Source organism: Burkholderia sp. Ac-20345, assembly GCF_017104825.1.
Taxonomy (GTDB): Bacteria; Pseudomonadota; Gammaproteobacteria; order Burkholderiales; family Burkholderiaceae; genus Burkholderia; species Burkholderia lata_B.
Map to the genome: position 1 here is coordinate 1 of NZ_JAAGPO010000023.1, position 13,886 is coordinate 13,886.

13 protein-coding genes are annotated in these 13,886 nt (G+C 64.8%); 5 read left to right on the forward strand and 8 right to left on the reverse strand.

Translation table 11 applies throughout. From position 1 onward, the window contains the following. The 3 genes from G3O06_RS11330 to G3O06_RS11340 form a co-directional block, all read left to right on the forward strand. A partial coding sequence (locus tag G3O06_RS11330) for an MFS transporter (protein ID WP_241019773.1) occupies positions 1-509 on the forward strand: 509 nt, incomplete at its 5' end. Positions 510-522: 13 nt separating this feature from the next. Beyond that, positions 523-825, forward strand: coding sequence for a helix-turn-helix transcriptional regulator (locus G3O06_RS11335; protein ID WP_205816058.1), 303 nt, complete (start codon positions 523-525; stop codon positions 823-825). A 76-nt stretch (positions 826-901) separates the two neighbouring features. Beyond that, positions 902-1,768, forward strand: a complete 867-nt coding sequence (locus G3O06_RS11340) for a DUF2071 domain-containing protein (RefSeq protein ID WP_205816059.1) — start codon at positions 902-904, stop codon at positions 1,766-1,768. Between the two features lie 25 nt (positions 1,769-1,793). Here G3O06_RS11340 and G3O06_RS11345 read toward each other — a convergent pair whose 3' ends face one another. From G3O06_RS11345 to G3O06_RS11355, 3 genes are all read right to left on the reverse strand, one after another. Beyond that, positions 1,794-2,693 (reverse strand): amidohydrolase family protein, encoded by a 900-nt coding sequence (locus tag G3O06_RS11345; protein WP_174998330.1) that lies wholly within the window; start codon positions 2,691-2,693, stop codon positions 1,794-1,796. A 260-nt stretch (positions 2,694-2,953) separates the two neighbouring features. Beyond that, positions 2,954-3,280 (reverse strand): H-NS histone family protein, encoded by a 327-nt coding sequence (locus tag G3O06_RS11350; protein WP_205816060.1) that lies wholly within the window; start codon positions 3,278-3,280, stop codon positions 2,954-2,956. Position 3,281: 1 nt separating this feature from the next. Next, complete coding sequence (locus G3O06_RS11355; protein ID WP_205816061.1) at positions 3,282-3,836, reverse strand: four-carbon acid sugar kinase family protein; 555 nt, start codon at positions 3,834-3,836, stop codon at positions 3,282-3,284. A 346-nt stretch (positions 3,837-4,182) separates the two neighbouring features. Between G3O06_RS11355 and G3O06_RS11360 the strand changes: the two genes are divergently transcribed. After that, the gene (locus G3O06_RS11360) at positions 4,183-5,004 is read left to right on the forward strand and encodes a hypothetical protein (protein WP_205816062.1); all 822 of its coding nucleotides are present in this window, start codon (positions 4,183-4,185) and stop codon (positions 5,002-5,004) included. Between the two features lie 31 nt (positions 5,005-5,035). After that, positions 5,036-5,794 carry a Tat pathway signal protein gene (locus tag G3O06_RS11365; RefSeq protein ID WP_205816102.1) on the forward strand — a complete coding sequence of 253 codons (759 nt, stop codon included), beginning with the start codon at positions 5,036-5,038 and terminating at the stop codon, positions 5,792-5,794. Positions 5,795-6,005: 211 nt separating this feature from the next. On the opposite strand, the gene G3O06_RS11370 is transcribed toward G3O06_RS11365, so the two are convergent. The 5 genes from G3O06_RS11370 to G3O06_RS11390 all read right to left on the reverse strand — a co-directional run bounded on the left by G3O06_RS11370 (position 6,006) and on the right by G3O06_RS11390 (position 13,406). Then, a complete protein-coding gene (locus tag G3O06_RS11370; RefSeq protein ID WP_205816063.1) occupies positions 6,006-7,412 on the reverse strand; it encodes a PLP-dependent aminotransferase family protein in 1,407 nt (468 codons plus the stop codon). A gap of 118 nt (positions 7,413-7,530) precedes the next feature. After that, the gene (locus G3O06_RS11375) at positions 7,531-8,859 is read right to left on the reverse strand and encodes an MFS transporter (RefSeq protein ID WP_174998325.1); all 1,329 of its coding nucleotides are present in this window, start codon (positions 8,857-8,859) and stop codon (positions 7,531-7,533) included. A 37-nt stretch (positions 8,860-8,896) separates the two neighbouring features. Then, positions 8,897-9,679 carry an aldolase gene (locus tag G3O06_RS11380; RefSeq protein ID WP_205816064.1) on the reverse strand — a complete coding sequence of 261 codons (783 nt, stop codon included), beginning with the start codon at positions 9,677-9,679 and terminating at the stop codon, positions 8,897-8,899. A 102-nt stretch (positions 9,680-9,781) separates the two neighbouring features. Beyond that, positions 9,782-10,675, reverse strand: a complete 894-nt coding sequence (locus G3O06_RS11385) for a LysR family transcriptional regulator (RefSeq protein WP_205816065.1) — start codon at positions 10,673-10,675, stop codon at positions 9,782-9,784. 142 nt (positions 10,676-10,817) lie between these two features. Further along, positions 10,818-13,406: a YadA-like family protein gene (locus G3O06_RS11390; protein ID WP_241019790.1), complete on the reverse strand. Its 2,589-nt coding sequence runs from the start codon at positions 13,404-13,406 to the stop codon at positions 10,818-10,820. Positions 13,407-13,886 lie beyond the last annotated feature (480 nt).

Sequence of the window (13,886 nt, forward strand, 5' to 3'; positions counted from 1 at the left end):
TCTTTTATTACAGCCCGTCACCTCCCCCCCGGCTACACCTCGTTACATCCCCTCTCTACCCCACCCCACCCCCTTCGATTCTTTGGGCCGGCGGCTTCGGCCTCAGTGGCGCGGCGGGCGCGCTGGCCGCCACGCTCGGCGGCCGCGCGTCGGACCGGATCGGCACGCGGCGCGTGATCGGCCTGGGCATCGCGATCGTGACGGTCTCCTACCTGATCCTCGCCGGCGCCGGCAGCTCGCTCGCGCTGCTCGTGATCGGCGTGGTGGTGCTCGACATCGGCGTGCAGGCCGGCCTGGTCGCGAACCAGACGCGCGCGTTCGCCGCCGATCCGAAGGCACAGGGCCGCATCAACAGCCTTTACATGACCGCGACCTTCGTCGGCGGCGCGCTTGGCGCGACCGTCAGCGGTGCGCTGATGGCCCGCTTCGGCTGGCACGGCGTGGTTGCGTTCGGCATCGCGACCGGGCTGGCCGCGGCGCTCGTGCATCGCTGCGTGGGGCGGCGCTGATCCGGCGCGCGTCATGATCGACGTCACCCTCGTTCACAAGGCGCTCGCGCATCCGTTTCGACGGGACGTGCTGCGCTGGCTGAAGTCGCCCGATACGTTGTTGCAGGACGCCGCGCGCCTCCGCTCGCAACACGGTGTGCCGCTTTCGTCGATCGTGGCACGCAGCGGCTTGTCGCAATCGACCGTGTCGGCGCACATCGCCGTGCTGCGCAACGCTGGCCTGATCGTGGCGACGACGATCGGCCAGTGGCGCTTCGTCGCCCGCGACGATTCGGGTATCGCGGCGTTCGTCACGCAGGTCGCCCGCGATCTCTGATCGTCAAAAGTGGGCACTGACAGTTTCGACAGGGGCGCTGCTACGCCTCTTCCGCCCGCTCCGCGACATCGGCACAATGCCGTTCATGCTCCAAGACAACGCGTTTGTTTACCCGTCCGCCGGCCCCGTCGGCCGCCTCGCCAACCGGCTCGTCGCGAGTCGCCCGCTGCTGCGCACACGCCGCGCGCTGTTGTCGCAGCTGCCGTTCCTGCAGCTCGCGAGCGAGGTCGAGAACGTCGTGTACTGCACGTGGATCGTCAATGTCGCCGCCGTCGCCCACCTGGTGCCGCGCGGCGTCACGCTCGCGAGCCGCGACGGCCGCACGCCGTTCACGATCCTCACCTATGCGCACCGTCATTTCGGCCCGCGTCTCGCAGGCCCGCTGCGACGCGTGTTCCCGTCGCCGCTGCAGAGCAACTGGCGGCTTTACGTCGAGGCGCTGCCGGGCGGCGTGCCGGCCGATCGCACGGTGCTGTTCGTGAAGAACGTGTTCGATCATCCGCTCTATGCGCTCGGCAGCCGGCTCTTCAGCGACGCGCTGCCGTCGCATCTCGCCGAGCGCTTCACGCATGCGGTGCAGGACGGACGTTATCGAACGCTGCTGGCCGGTGGTACAGGGAGCGCGCCTGATTTCCGCTGCGCGGCGGCCGTGGCGGACGACTACACGCTGCCCGCGGCGTTCGCGCCGTTCTTCGGAGGCTGGCGCGATGCCATCGCTTACCTGTCGCTACAGCACGCGGCCGTCGCGCATGTCGCCGACTGCGACCGCCTCGCCCATGCGTCGATCGACCTGCCGATCGATATCGATGCCGTCCAGCCGCTGAAACCGGTCGAACCGGTCGGCGGCGGCGAGTTCCTCGCACGCATCGGCGCGACCGGCGAACCGCTGTGCTTCGTCGTGCCGGATGTCGCGTTCCGGGTGTTGTCGGAGCGGGTGTTGTAGCGCCGGCGATCGCGGCGGCCCCCAATCAGAAATACTTGATGGAGAGCGGAAAGCCGTAGAGTCGAGCGGGATTGGTCACCAGGATGCGTCGACGGGTTTCCGCATCAGGCGCCCATGCATGAAGCAGATTCAAAAGCCTGCCCGTGTCAGGTACGCGCTGCAGCGAAACATGCGGCCAGTCGCTTCCCCACAGCATGCGATCCGGCGCATCCTCGATCAGTGCCCGGGCGACGGGTGCAACGTCTTCGAACGTCTGGAACCGATCGCTAATGCGATAGGCGCCCGAGAGCTTGACCCAGTAGCCATGCTCGACCACAAGTCGTCGAAGTGCCACATAGCCCGGATCCTCGATGCCGAGCGCGACCGGCATATGCCCGATATGGTCGATCACGCCAGTGACCGGCAGCGTGACCAAGCGCGGCATCAGTTCCGGCAGATGGCGTGCATCCATCAGGAATTGCATGTGCCAGCCGAGATACTTGATGCGATGGGCCAGTTTCTCCATTTCGGCGAAGCCGATGCCACCGCCGAACAACACGTTGATGCGCAGCCCGCGCACCCCGGCCTCGTGCAGTGCTTCCAGTTCGCGGTCGGTGATGGTCGAATCGACAACGGCAACGCCTCGCAGACGGCGAGGATGGCGTCGCAGCACCTCCAGCATGGTTCGATTGTCCGTACCGTATACGCTGATCTGCACCAGCACGCCGTAAGTCATCCCGAGGGCGTCGAGCATGGCCAGGTATTTTTCCTCCGGAGCCGGCGGCGGCGTATAGCTGCGCGCTGCCACCATCGGGCAGGCGCCGTCGGATATGACATGGGCATGCGTATCGACCGCACCGAACGGCACATCGAAGACAGGGGCCGCGACCTGCTCGCTGGCCGGTGCGCATGCCGGCGCGGTTGCAAGAGGGATGACAGCGCTCATCTGCATGCTTCCTTGATTCTGGATCCGCGGGTTGAACTTGATGCTGTGCGGGTTCTGCGTTGTATGACCCGCCCCACCTTTTACGGTCGATCTCCACGCACCGGCCGACTTACGTTTCCTGCGTAAATTTCGGGCGTTGCCGGTTCGTGTCAGGCAATACCCGGCACGATAACCCACCTTGCCTGACCACGCGGCAAGGCCCGACATTCCGAATCCCGGCCGCGCCATTTCAGGCCCGGGCCCGGCGTACCTCCGCCGAGTCAATCCCGGTTCGACGCGTCGTCCGGGATACGATACTCGGCCCAATCCTTGCCGACCAGCCAGCGTGGCGTCTTGCCTCTACCTGCCCACGTCGCACCCGTCACCGGATCCCAGTATTTTGGCTTGACCGGCATGCGCGGCCTGACCGGCTCCGGCACGCGCGGCTCCACCTGCAGCGCGTCGAGCAACCTGCGCATGTCGACACCGCTTTCTGCCAGCAACGCGGCGATGCGTTCAGCCAGGCGAGCCGCTTCGTATTCTCGCGCGGTGTCGATCTCCCGTTTCAATCGATCGAAATCCTCGAGCAGTTCCTGATACGTCTTCATTTCATGTGTCCGACCGACCACGCATGCCGTGGATTCCGACGATGCCTTCGACCATCGTGCGGCCAGCCGCCGGAAACGCCGGCGCGATCAGCAACTTCCGACGCCCGGACACGGCATGCGCGGTGAGGCAATCGCGTGCGACGTGCCCGTGCGGCACCGAGTCCAACTGGAACACCGGGATGTCCGCGCCACGCCACGCGAGCGCGGCCTGCACGACCGACGCCGCCGTGCCACCCGCGGGATGTGCGTGCGTGTCGGTGTCGAAGCTCGCGACCGCGTCGTCCGTTCCGAGGTCGTCGGCTCGCACGAGAGCCGCCGTCGCCCTGCCCGCACCAGCGAAACAAGCCGCCCCGTCCAGCGCACTCGTGAGGTCGTCAGTGATGATGCGGATGCGCATGATTCCAGTCGCAATACATTCAAACACGCAGTGTTTGCGATCAGTGATGTTTTTCCAAGAACCAAAGTCGGAGAAAGTTGGTTCGATAATGGTTGCAATACGTCGAATCGCGATTAACCGGCCTTTCTCCGAGCCATTTCCATTACCCAAAGGCGACATGCCCGCGGAGCGTAGCCGACCACATCGGCCTTATAGGGCAAGGCAGACGAGCCATTTCATGGATCGAGTCGCGTTGCCATCATTCATTCAGAAACTCGAATTCAACAGACCACTCAATATAAATAGAGAGCGTATCGCAAGGCCGAATCCGATCGACGACTTCACTCAAATTTAATAAACACCGCCTACGATCCGGCATCGTCTATCGGCCGATATGCAGCGACCTGCGCCGCGACTCTGCCGTTCGTCGAGCAACGACGCGCTCGCCCGATTACCACTCCCCTTGACAGGTGATACGCCACGCAATGACATGCCCGGACGCCACTCACATCGTTTCGCAGATCTTATGAATTTAAAAAATCAGACTCCTTCACGTAGAAAATTCCTGGCGGCCGCGCCAGCCGCCGCGGTGGTGCCGCTGCTGAGCGCGTGCGGCGGCGACGACGTCGCGCCGGTGCCCATCACCGATGCGGCACTGGCCGCGCAGATGTCCGCGAAGCTGAACGCGCAGCTCGACGACGCGGCGACGGTCAGTGCGATCCTGCCCGTGCTGACCGACGTGGGCTTCACGTGGGACCTGCCGACGGTGCCCGCCGCGCAGATCGATGCGATCGTCGCATACAGCTTCGGCAATCGCCCGAACGCGGCGAGCGGAAATACGTCGAGCACGGGCGGCAACCAGTCCGCGCTGCCCGACCCCGGGCCCGTCAACGAAGCGCTCGCAGATGCCGTGTACCGCATTCGGCAGCTGAAGCCGGTCAAGGTCTACGCGCAGTGGGAGATCGCCCGTTTTCTCGTGTCGAAATACGGAATGGGCACCGACGTGCTGTCGTCGATCGAGCCGGTGATCGCGAGCGACGGTACGATCGTGTACCTGAACACGGTCGGCGTAGCCAAAGAAGCCGTGTCGCGCGCAGGTGGTGCATCCGCAATGGGCACCGTCGCGGTGGTCGGCCATCGCGACCACGCGAAGCGCTGCATCCAGACCTCGCAGCAAACGGGCATGAAGGCGGCAGCGGTAGCCGAGGTGCCGCTACCGACGCTCTACGACCCGCAATCGGGCCAGCCGTGGACACGCAACCGCAGCCTGTACCTCGTACACGACATGTCCGTTCAGTTCCCTGCTCGCGCGACCAGCGCAACGACGCAAGCATTCCCGAAGGGCTGAGCCTTCCGTTCTCCACGCCAACTTGATGATCATGACGACCCGCCGCCATTTCCTGGCTTCCACTTCATTGCTTGCCGCTTCACGCGCGTCCGTTGTCCCCGCGTTCGCGAACGAGGTTCCTGATTCCGACACGGAGCTGCAGCGCCAGATTCTCGGCAAGCTGACGAACGAGCTGAACGACCGCGCGACTGCCTCCGACGAAACCGGCTACCTGTTCGACACATTTTTCTCGTGGACGCCGCCGACCGTCGACACCACCGGCATCGATACGATTGCCGCGTTCAGCTTCGGCAGTCATGCAGGGGCACCGGGTGCTGCGCCCGTGCCAGACCCCGTGAACGAGGCGATCGCCGACGCCGTGTTCCAGCTTCGACAGAAGGTTGCAGCGCCAATCTTCGCGCAGCAGGAAGTGGCGAGCGCGCTTGCGTCGAAGTACGGACTGACCGCCGGCGTGACGTCGATCGCGACGCCCGCCGCAGCCACCGGCAGCCCGATACCGGCGCCCGACGGCGTGGCTGCCGCTATCGTCAAACGGGCCGGCTCCGCTGCGGCGCTCGGCAAGATCGGCGTCGTCACCCATTCGGATCAGGCGTCGATCGCCGTGCGCGCATCGAAGGCCGCGGGGATGCAGGCGGCGGTGCCGGCTGCACTGACGCTGCCGCTGCTCTACGACACGTCCGCGCAGATGCCGGCATTGCGGCGGCGCGATCTCTATCTGATGAGCAACCTGGGCGTGCAGCTCGGCATGCTGCGGCTCGAACTGATCAATCGCGAATACCCGAACGGCTGAGGCCGACGGCCGCCGTTGGCGGGCGTGAGGCCGGCCATCACCAGTCGACTCGGTCGCCAACGGCCGCACGACAGTGCCGAATCTGGAACGGGTTGGTAGCCGTGGCTGGACAAGGATGCGCATCGAACGATCACGTCGGCTCCACGGAGCGCACCAACCCGTATCACGCGCATTACGGCATCACGCCCCGCCAGCCGCCGCTATTTCCCCACTAGGTCAGCTCCGCGATGCACGCATCGATTTCGTCGAGCGAGCGCTCGAGCATCGCCGGAGACATGTGCCCGTACCCGAACACGAAACCGGGGATATTGTCGTTCGGCGTCGAGAACTGCGCGATGTCGTTGAAGCGAATCCCGCATGACCTCAGTGCCGTTCGCAGCTCGCGATCAAATGCGGGGACACGACCGGCAATCGACACATGCAACCCGCCGCTGTCGCCGCACATGTCGATCCGCTCGGCGTGTACCGACAGCCTGCTGCGAAGGGTAGCCCGCATCGCCGCGTAATGGCGTTGCAAGCGCCGCAGATGACGATCGAGCTGACCGGACACGAGCAGGAACTCGGCGACTTTCTGCGTGGGCAGCGACACATGCCTGCGTTCGCGATCGACGAACTCGACGAGCACGTCGACAATTGCCGGTGGCGCCGCGATGAACCCGAGCCGCAACGATGGGCCGACCACTCTTGCGAACGTACCCAACAGCAGCGTGGTATCGGGCGCGCTGGCAAAGATCGGCGGCAGCTTCGCGCCTTCATACTGGAATTCGCTGTTGTATTCGTTCTCGAGAATCAGAATGCCGTGCTTGCGCGCCAGCCCGGTGAGCGCGTCACGGCGCCACCTCGGCAGCCGCCCCCCAAGCGGATACTGATGCGCGGACGTGACGTGCACCATCTGCGGCGCAGCACCATCGAGCACGACCTGGTCGACGCACATGCCATCGCGGTCGACGGCGACGGCCCGGACCGCCGCACCCGCCCGGGTGAACTCAGTGACCGCCCCCGCGTAGCCGGGATTCTCGGTCACACAACAATCACCGTGTCGAAGCAGTGCCTGCGCAATCGTCTGAAGCGCGTTACCGATGCCGTGCGTGACGATGATGTGATCCGGATCGACGTCGATCGAACGATGCGTACGCAACCAGGTCGCGATGCCACGACGCAGGCCGCGCTCGCCTTTCGGATCGCCGTAGCCCTGCGGCGGAAGATGCCGCCCCGCTTCCCGGCAGGCGTTGCGCCAGACGTCGAGCGGCAGCGCATCGACATGCGCCAGGCCCGGCCGCCAGTCGAGTGACGCGGCGGATCCGGTCCCATCGACGGATGGCCGCGCCAGCAAACGCGCCAGTACCGCGGGAAGCGGGTTCTGCCGGTCGGGATACGGGCTGCCGGTCGATGCGCCCGACCTGACGAAGGTGCCGTGGCGGCCACGCCCTTCGAGCAGGCCGCCCGAAATCAACTCGTCATAAGCGTCGACCACACAGTTGCGCGTCACGCCCAGTTGGGCCGCCAGGTCGCGGCTTGCGGGCAAGCGGGCCCCGTGGGGCAGCCTGCCCGAGCCGATCAACTGCTGCAGTTGCCGCACGATCTGCCGGACGATGGGTTCGTCCAGATGACGATTCACGTCGATTTCGATCAGTGTGGGCGATGCCTGCCGGGTCACATGCCTTGCAACCATTCGTGCCTCGAATCGAGCCGCTTTTGGCCCTTGACGATTGCGCGGAACTGGCAGCCGGCCGGCGTCATGGCCGGGCTTCCAGGCGATCACCGACGGGCAATGCGAAGCGTGACGGGTGATGCATGAAGAGAGCACTGATGATGGCAAGGACACCCAGGGCACTCAGATACCATGCGATGTAACGTGCATCGCCGCCGCCCAGAGCCAGCAGGGACGTCGCCACGAGCGGCGCGAGCCCGCCGCCGATGGCCCCGGAGACCTGCACCGCCATCGAAATCCCGCTGTAGCGCACTTCGGGCGGGAATTGCGCGGAAAACAGGCCGCCCTCCGGACCATACAGCGCCGCATAGACCACGCCGACTGCAATCGCGACTGCGGCCGTGATGGTGGCCGGATTCCTGCTTTGCAGCATCGTGAAGAAGACCGGCGCGAACACCAGAATGCCTGCTGCTCCCGCCATGAAAACCCACTTGAAGCCGATCCGGTCACCCAGCACGCCGGCTATCGGCATGGTGAACAGTGCCACGGCAGCGGCCCAGACCGTTGCATCCAGCATCACCGTGCGCGGGATGCCCAGCGTTCCCGTGGTGTACGCCAGCGCAAACGTGACGACGGTGTAGAACCACGTCACCTCGGCCAACCGCCCGCCCATCACGATCAGCACTTCCTTGGGATAGCGGCGCAGCACGACCATGGCCGGCACCTCGACCTTGTCGCCCTTGGTTTGCACGCGTGCGAAGTCGGGGGACTCGGCCACCTTGACGCGGATGAACCACCCCACGAGCAACAGCAGGACGCTGCACACGAACGGGATCCGCCATCCCCAGGACAACATGTCCTGTTCCGGCAGTTTCGCGACGGCGCCCATTGCGAGCGACGAAAGGATCAGGCCCGGCGCAACACCCGTCTGCGGCAGGCTGCCGAAGAAGCCTTTCTTCCCTTCCGGCGCATGCTCGACGGCCATCAGCACGGCACCGCCCCACTCCCCGCCCACCGCGATCCCTTGCAGGACACGCATCACGACGAGCAGCACCGCGGCCCAGTAGCCGATGCTGTCGTAAGACGGAATGAGGCCGATCAGAATGGTCGGGACACCCATCATGAAAAGCGTGATGAGCAACATGGACTTGCGCCCGACCCGATCGCCGAAGTGCCCGAATACGATGCCGCCCAGCGGACGCGCAAAGAAGCCGACTGCATAGGTCGCGAACGCGGCCAATGTGCCGGTCACGGGATCGAAGGCAGGGAAGAAAATCTTGTTGAAGACCAGGGCCGCGGCGGTGCCGTACAGAAAGTAGTCGTACCACTCGATCGTGGTGCCCATCATGCTGGCCAGGCCGGCCGTGACATATTGACGGCGAGAGTTCGCCGCACGCGTAGCTGACGTTGTCATAGTGACTTCCGGGAGAACGATTCGAGAAAGCCGGCGCTCAGGCGACCGACAACGCAGGAATGCCGCGGGTCTGACGCGCCCAGTAATTGAAGGTCGCATTGACGATCGAGGGCTTGAGCAGATAGTCATGCGCCTCGGCGGCGAGCGCATCGCTCACCGGCGTCAACGGGCCGAAGGCGGCCTGTGCGCGAACCTGCAGGCGTGCGGCGCGCTCCAGGTACACCGACAGGTAGGTGGCTTCCTCGCAGGTCGAGCCTGCGGTCAGGTACCCGTGATGGGCAAGAATGATCGCTCGCCTGGATCCCAGCGCATCGGAAATGAGCACACCTTCCTGGTCCGCAATGGGCACGCCCGGCCAGTCGGCCAGAAATGCGCAATCGTCGTGCAGCGGCGTCATGTCCATCTGGGCAATCACCAGCGGCTGGCGTGCCGTCGCGAGGGCCGTGGCCCATGGCGAATGAGTGTGGATGATGGCGTTCACGTCCGGACGCGCGTCATAAACCCACAGATGAAAGCGTGTGGCGGGATTGGCCATGCCTTCGCCCGTCAACGTATTCAGGTCGGCGTCGACCTCGATGAAGTCGTCCGGCGTGGCTTCGTCGAAACCCAGCCCGAAACGAAGCGTCCAGTACGCACCGGGGCGCTTCGACCGTACGCTGATCTGCCCGGCAAGCCCTGCCTCCTGTTCCGTCATCGCAAGAATGCGGCACGCGTAGGCCATGGTTTCCTGAACGCTGCGCTCAACGCCGCGCAGATGCTTCTTCATGTCATCTGTTGCGCGCTGGTCGAAGTACGATTTCTCTCTGAGCTGGGTATCCATGCGATGTGTCTCCAATAAGGTGGCTGTCGGCGCGGTGTGCGCGCGAAGACCCAATACTGTCGACACCGGCCACGGAGAGCCATGAAGCCCGACTCATAGCAGCTATTCCGGCCGTCCCCCTCGCAGTTCATCGGCAAGTTTCGTGGTGCACTGCAGGAATGCCTTCATCAGCGGCGTTTGGCGTTTTCCTGCGTGCGTGATCGCCACCACGCGGCGGCGCAGCATCGGCGATTCGACCGGCAGCTTGCGCAAGCCGTAGTTGGCCAGGAGCCGGTCGGGAATGTTCGACGGCAGAACGCAGTCTCCGATGCCCGACGAGACCAGTTCGAGCATCGTGTCGATGGTTTCGGCTTCCGCGGAGAACTCAGGCTGCAGTCCAGCGCTTTGCAGCATGCGCCGCAGCGCGTAATGAGCAGGGAATCCGACCAGCCGCAACGGAATGCGCGTCAAGTCCTGCGGACCCGCGAGGGGACTTTCGGCGCGCACGATCAGCGCCATGTCATCGTCGAACAACGGGTGCGACACAAGGGATTCCGCATCCACGACCGAATCGTAGACAAGCCCGATATCCGCCTTGCCGCATTCGACCAGCGCAACCACTTCAGGGGAACTGCGCCCAAGGATGGAGAGATTCACCTGCGGGTGCGTGCCGATAAAGCGCGCGACAAGGTCGGCCGTGAAGTAGTAGCTCAACGTATGCACCGTGGCCAGGCGCACCGTGCCTTGCGTGACGCCCTGGCGCCGGACGCTCTCGACCGCGAAGTCGATGTCGCGATAGGCCGGCTGCACTGCGTTGTACAGCAACATCCCCGCTTCCGTGAGTTCCACGCCGCGCCCGGTACGGGCAAACAGCGGCTGTCCGATCGACGATTCCAGCGCCGCGAGTTGCTTGCTCAGCCCGGATTGAGTCTGATCGAGCACATCCGCGGCCTTCGACAGTGTCCCCGATTCCGCTATGCATACGAAGTAGCGCAATTGCCGGTCCGTGGCTTCCATGTTCTTCTCGACAGTGGTTTCGTATCCTCAACAATCCTATCGCTCTTTTGCATAACGACGGAAGGTTGCTGAGGGCAACCGGAGCAGGAAGTCCCGCTCCGGCTACCCCACGATATCAACGGCCTTTATCGGATCCGCACACTTACCACTGGTAACCGACACCCACCGACGCGCCGATATCGCCGCGCGACGTGCTGCTCGCACTGCCCTTGACGACCCATTTTCCGCTGTCGGAGACGGTCGACAAGCCGAGCGCGACACCGCTTTCGCCGCGCCACGTGGCGCCGCCGAGCGCAACCATGCTCTTGCCCGGCACGTACGCCTGCGGCAGGCCGGCCATCGCCATTGCCGTGGCAATGCCCGCGCTCAGGCGATGGTCCATGCCCTGCATGTCGCCGCGCACGCCGGCAATCTGGTTGCCGAAATTGCGTTCCGTCTCGCGCAACTGGTTGACGTTGACCGCGTCGGTGCCGGCCGTGCCCGGCGCGACATTCACGATCTGGCGCTCCTGGCCGACCGAACCCACCGACACTGCGTTGTCTCGACTGCCGTCCGAACCGGCCCCCAGCGCAACCGAATTGTTGCCCGACGCCACCGCGCCATTGCCGATCGCCGTCGAATTGCTGCCCGTCGCACTTGCATGGTTGCCAAGCGCCGCGCTGTTCGCGCCCGACGCGACCGCGCCCGTACCGCCGGCCACCGAATTGCTGCCGCTCGCGATCGGCGCGACCGGAACCTGGTCCTGGCTGACCTGGAACATGCCGCCGGCGCCGTTCGTGAGGTTCGTCACGTTGCCTTCGACACTCGTCACCCGATCGCCCAGGTTGGTGGTCTGCGTGGTGATCTGCTCGAACTTGCCGTCCACGATCTGGCCGGTCAGGTCCTGCACGCGCCGGTCGGTGTAGTCGTTCGCCGCCTGGAGCGTCCCGTCGAGCTGGCGCAGGTTTACCGCGTCCGTCGCATCATGGCCGTCGGCCACGTGGCTGATCGTGCGTTCGGCACCCGGTGCGCCCACCGACACCGTACCGGCCGTCTTGTTGTCCGCGCCGGAATACTTGCCGGTGTACGACTCGGCGCCACGATCGGCTACCGATCCCGCGCCCAGCGCGACGTCGCCGTCCTTGTTCGCGACCGCGCCGTTGCCCGCGGCGACCGTGTTCGCACCGTTGGCCGTTGCCGCCGGGCCCATCGCCGTGCTGCCCGCGCCGTTCGCCTGCGAATCGGGCAGCGGCGTCGTGCCACCGCTGTTCGCGTGGAAGTACTTGACGCCGCCGCCGTTCACGATGCCGTCGATCTGACTGCTCAGGTTGTTCACGGTCTGGTTCGTCTGGTAAAGCTGCGAACCGTTGACCGCATCGGTGCTCGTGGCCGACAGTTGGCCCGCCGCCACATTCGTGAGTGTCGTCGGCGTACCGCCCGGGTTCAGCGTCACGCTGTTGGTGTTGATCGAGCCGTCCACGTTCGTGTCGTACTTCACCGCCCGGTCGCTGACTTGCTGTACCGTTCGATTCGTGTCGTTGAGCTGCGAACCGTTCACCGCGTCCGTGCTCGTCGCCGACACATTGCCCGGTGCCACGTTCGTGACCCTCTGGCCCGCCATGTCGAGCCCCGACCCCGACAGCACGGGGCCGCCGTTGTCGATCCCCACGCTCGTGAACGTCGGCGTCTCGCTCGTCGTGATCGAGATCGTCGAACCGTCCTGCGTCAGCGCAATGTTCTTCCCGCCGTCGACCGTCATCGTCGACCCCGGCTTGATTGCCGTTACCGACGTGCCGCTCGCGTTGCCGCTCGTCGTCACGTTCCAGCCTTCGTTCAACGCGTTGATCGCGTCGCTGATCGTCGTCTGCTGGCCGCCTGCGATGTTGAACGTCGGCCCCGTCATCTTGCCCGTCGCCGGATCGTACGTTGCGCCACCGCCGATGACCGATGCCGTGCTGATGCCCAGGTTGTTCACGGTCAGATTCGTCTGGTAGAGCTGCGAACCGTTGACCGCGTCCGTGCTCGTTGCCGACAGCTGGCCCGCCGCAACGTTCGTGAGCGTCGTCCCCGGTTTCAGCGTCACGGTGTTGATGGCACCGGTCTTCGGGTCGTCGTACTTCACCGCATCATTCCACACCGCGGTCAACTGGTTCAGGTTGACTGCATCGGTGCCGGCCGTGCCGCCCGCGACATTCTTGATCTGGCGTTCGCTGCCGGCCTTGCCGATCGACACTGCGCCGTTCGAAGCGATCGTATCGCCGCTGTACATTGCGCGTCCCGTTGCATTCGGCGAGCTGACGCTCCACGATCCGAGCACCACGCTGTCGGCGTCGCTTGCCGTCGCGCTTGCCCCCAGCGCCACCGAGCCTATACCCATGGCTCGTGTCTGGTTGTTGCCGTAGAGTGCGCCCCCCGCCACCGGACCGTTCGTCGACGCATTTCCCGCGTTGATATCCGATGCACCGATCGCGATCGAACGGTAGCCCTCCGCAGCCGCCGAATTTCCGATCGCAATACCGCCTAGTGCCGGCGCATTGGAGACATTGCCGAGCGCTACCGAGTAGCCACCGTTTGCCGCCGACTGCCTGCCGATCGCAATACTCGAGCTCCCCCCTGCCTGCGCGACCGGTCCGATCGCAACACCCGAACCATTCGTGGCCACGGCGCCGAAACCCAGCGCGACACCAACCTGCGCAGCGCGAGCACTGTCACCGATCGCAATGCTGGCCTGGGCATCAGCGCTTGCACCCATGCCCAAAGCTACCGAACAGCCAAGGTCTGCCACATAAGTCGCTCCACTCACACCTTGGTTGGCAGTGGGAATTTGAAAACGTGAGCCTTGATAGCCCGGATTTCCTCGATCGAAGAGCCTCCCGAGACAAGGCGACGGGTTGGCACTCGGCTTCGCTCCAGGAGGGATCCCCAGATCGGCCGTCGCTCCCGTCTTCGAATAGAAGTTTTCGATAATCGACGCTTGATTGGCGTATCTATCAAGTGGAACCCGCACATCGAGGGGATTCTGCCCGGCGTATGCGCGTGGCATCAACACCATCGACCCGCCGATCAAAAGCATGCCCATGGATCTCCGAAAAGTCAGGCGCACCACGCCCCCTCGCGGCACCGGCGCGGACACGGATGGAGCAGACGCCCCCTGCGCAACCGACGCGCGCGCCGTCTGCTTGCCTTGCGTCTTGCCCAATTCGGACGAAACAACCCAGATCCCGAGCGCCGC

Excerpts from the sequence above, each read along its gene's own strand:
- G3O06_RS11335 (WP_205816058.1), top strand. The coding sequence starts at position 523 with ATGATCGACGTCACCCTCGTTCACAAGGCGCTCGCGCATCCGTTTCGA.
- G3O06_RS11390 (WP_241019790.1), bottom strand. The coding sequence starts at position 13,406 with ATGGGTGCAAGCGCTGATGCCCAGGCCAGCATTGCGATCGGTGACAGT.
- G3O06_RS11345 (WP_174998330.1), bottom strand. The coding sequence starts at position 2,693 with ATGAGCGCTGTCATCCCTCTTGCAACCGCGCCGGCATGCGCACCGGCC.
- G3O06_RS11360 (WP_205816062.1), top strand. The coding sequence starts at position 4,183 with ATGAATTTAAAAAATCAGACTCCTTCACGTAGAAAATTCCTGGCGGCC.
- G3O06_RS11350 (WP_205816060.1), bottom strand. The coding sequence starts at position 3,280 with ATGAAGACGTATCAGGAACTGCTCGAGGATTTCGATCGATTGAAACGG.
- G3O06_RS11340 (WP_205816059.1), top strand. The coding sequence starts at position 902 with ATGCCGTTCATGCTCCAAGACAACGCGTTTGTTTACCCGTCCGCCGGC.
- G3O06_RS11355 (WP_205816061.1), bottom strand. The coding sequence starts at position 3,836 with ATGTCGCCTTTGGGTAATGGAAATGGCTCGGAGAAAGGCCGGTTAATC.
- G3O06_RS11380 (WP_205816064.1), bottom strand. The coding sequence starts at position 9,679 with ATGGATACCCAGCTCAGAGAGAAATCGTACTTCGACCAGCGCGCAACA.
- G3O06_RS11365 (WP_205816102.1), top strand. The coding sequence starts at position 5,036 with ATGACGACCCGCCGCCATTTCCTGGCTTCCACTTCATTGCTTGCCGCT.
- G3O06_RS11385 (WP_205816065.1), bottom strand. The coding sequence starts at position 10,675 with ATGGAAGCCACGGACCGGCAATTGCGCTACTTCGTATGCATAGCGGAA.
- G3O06_RS11375 (WP_174998325.1), bottom strand. The coding sequence starts at position 8,859 with ATGACAACGTCAGCTACGCGTGCGGCGAACTCTCGCCGTCAATATGTC.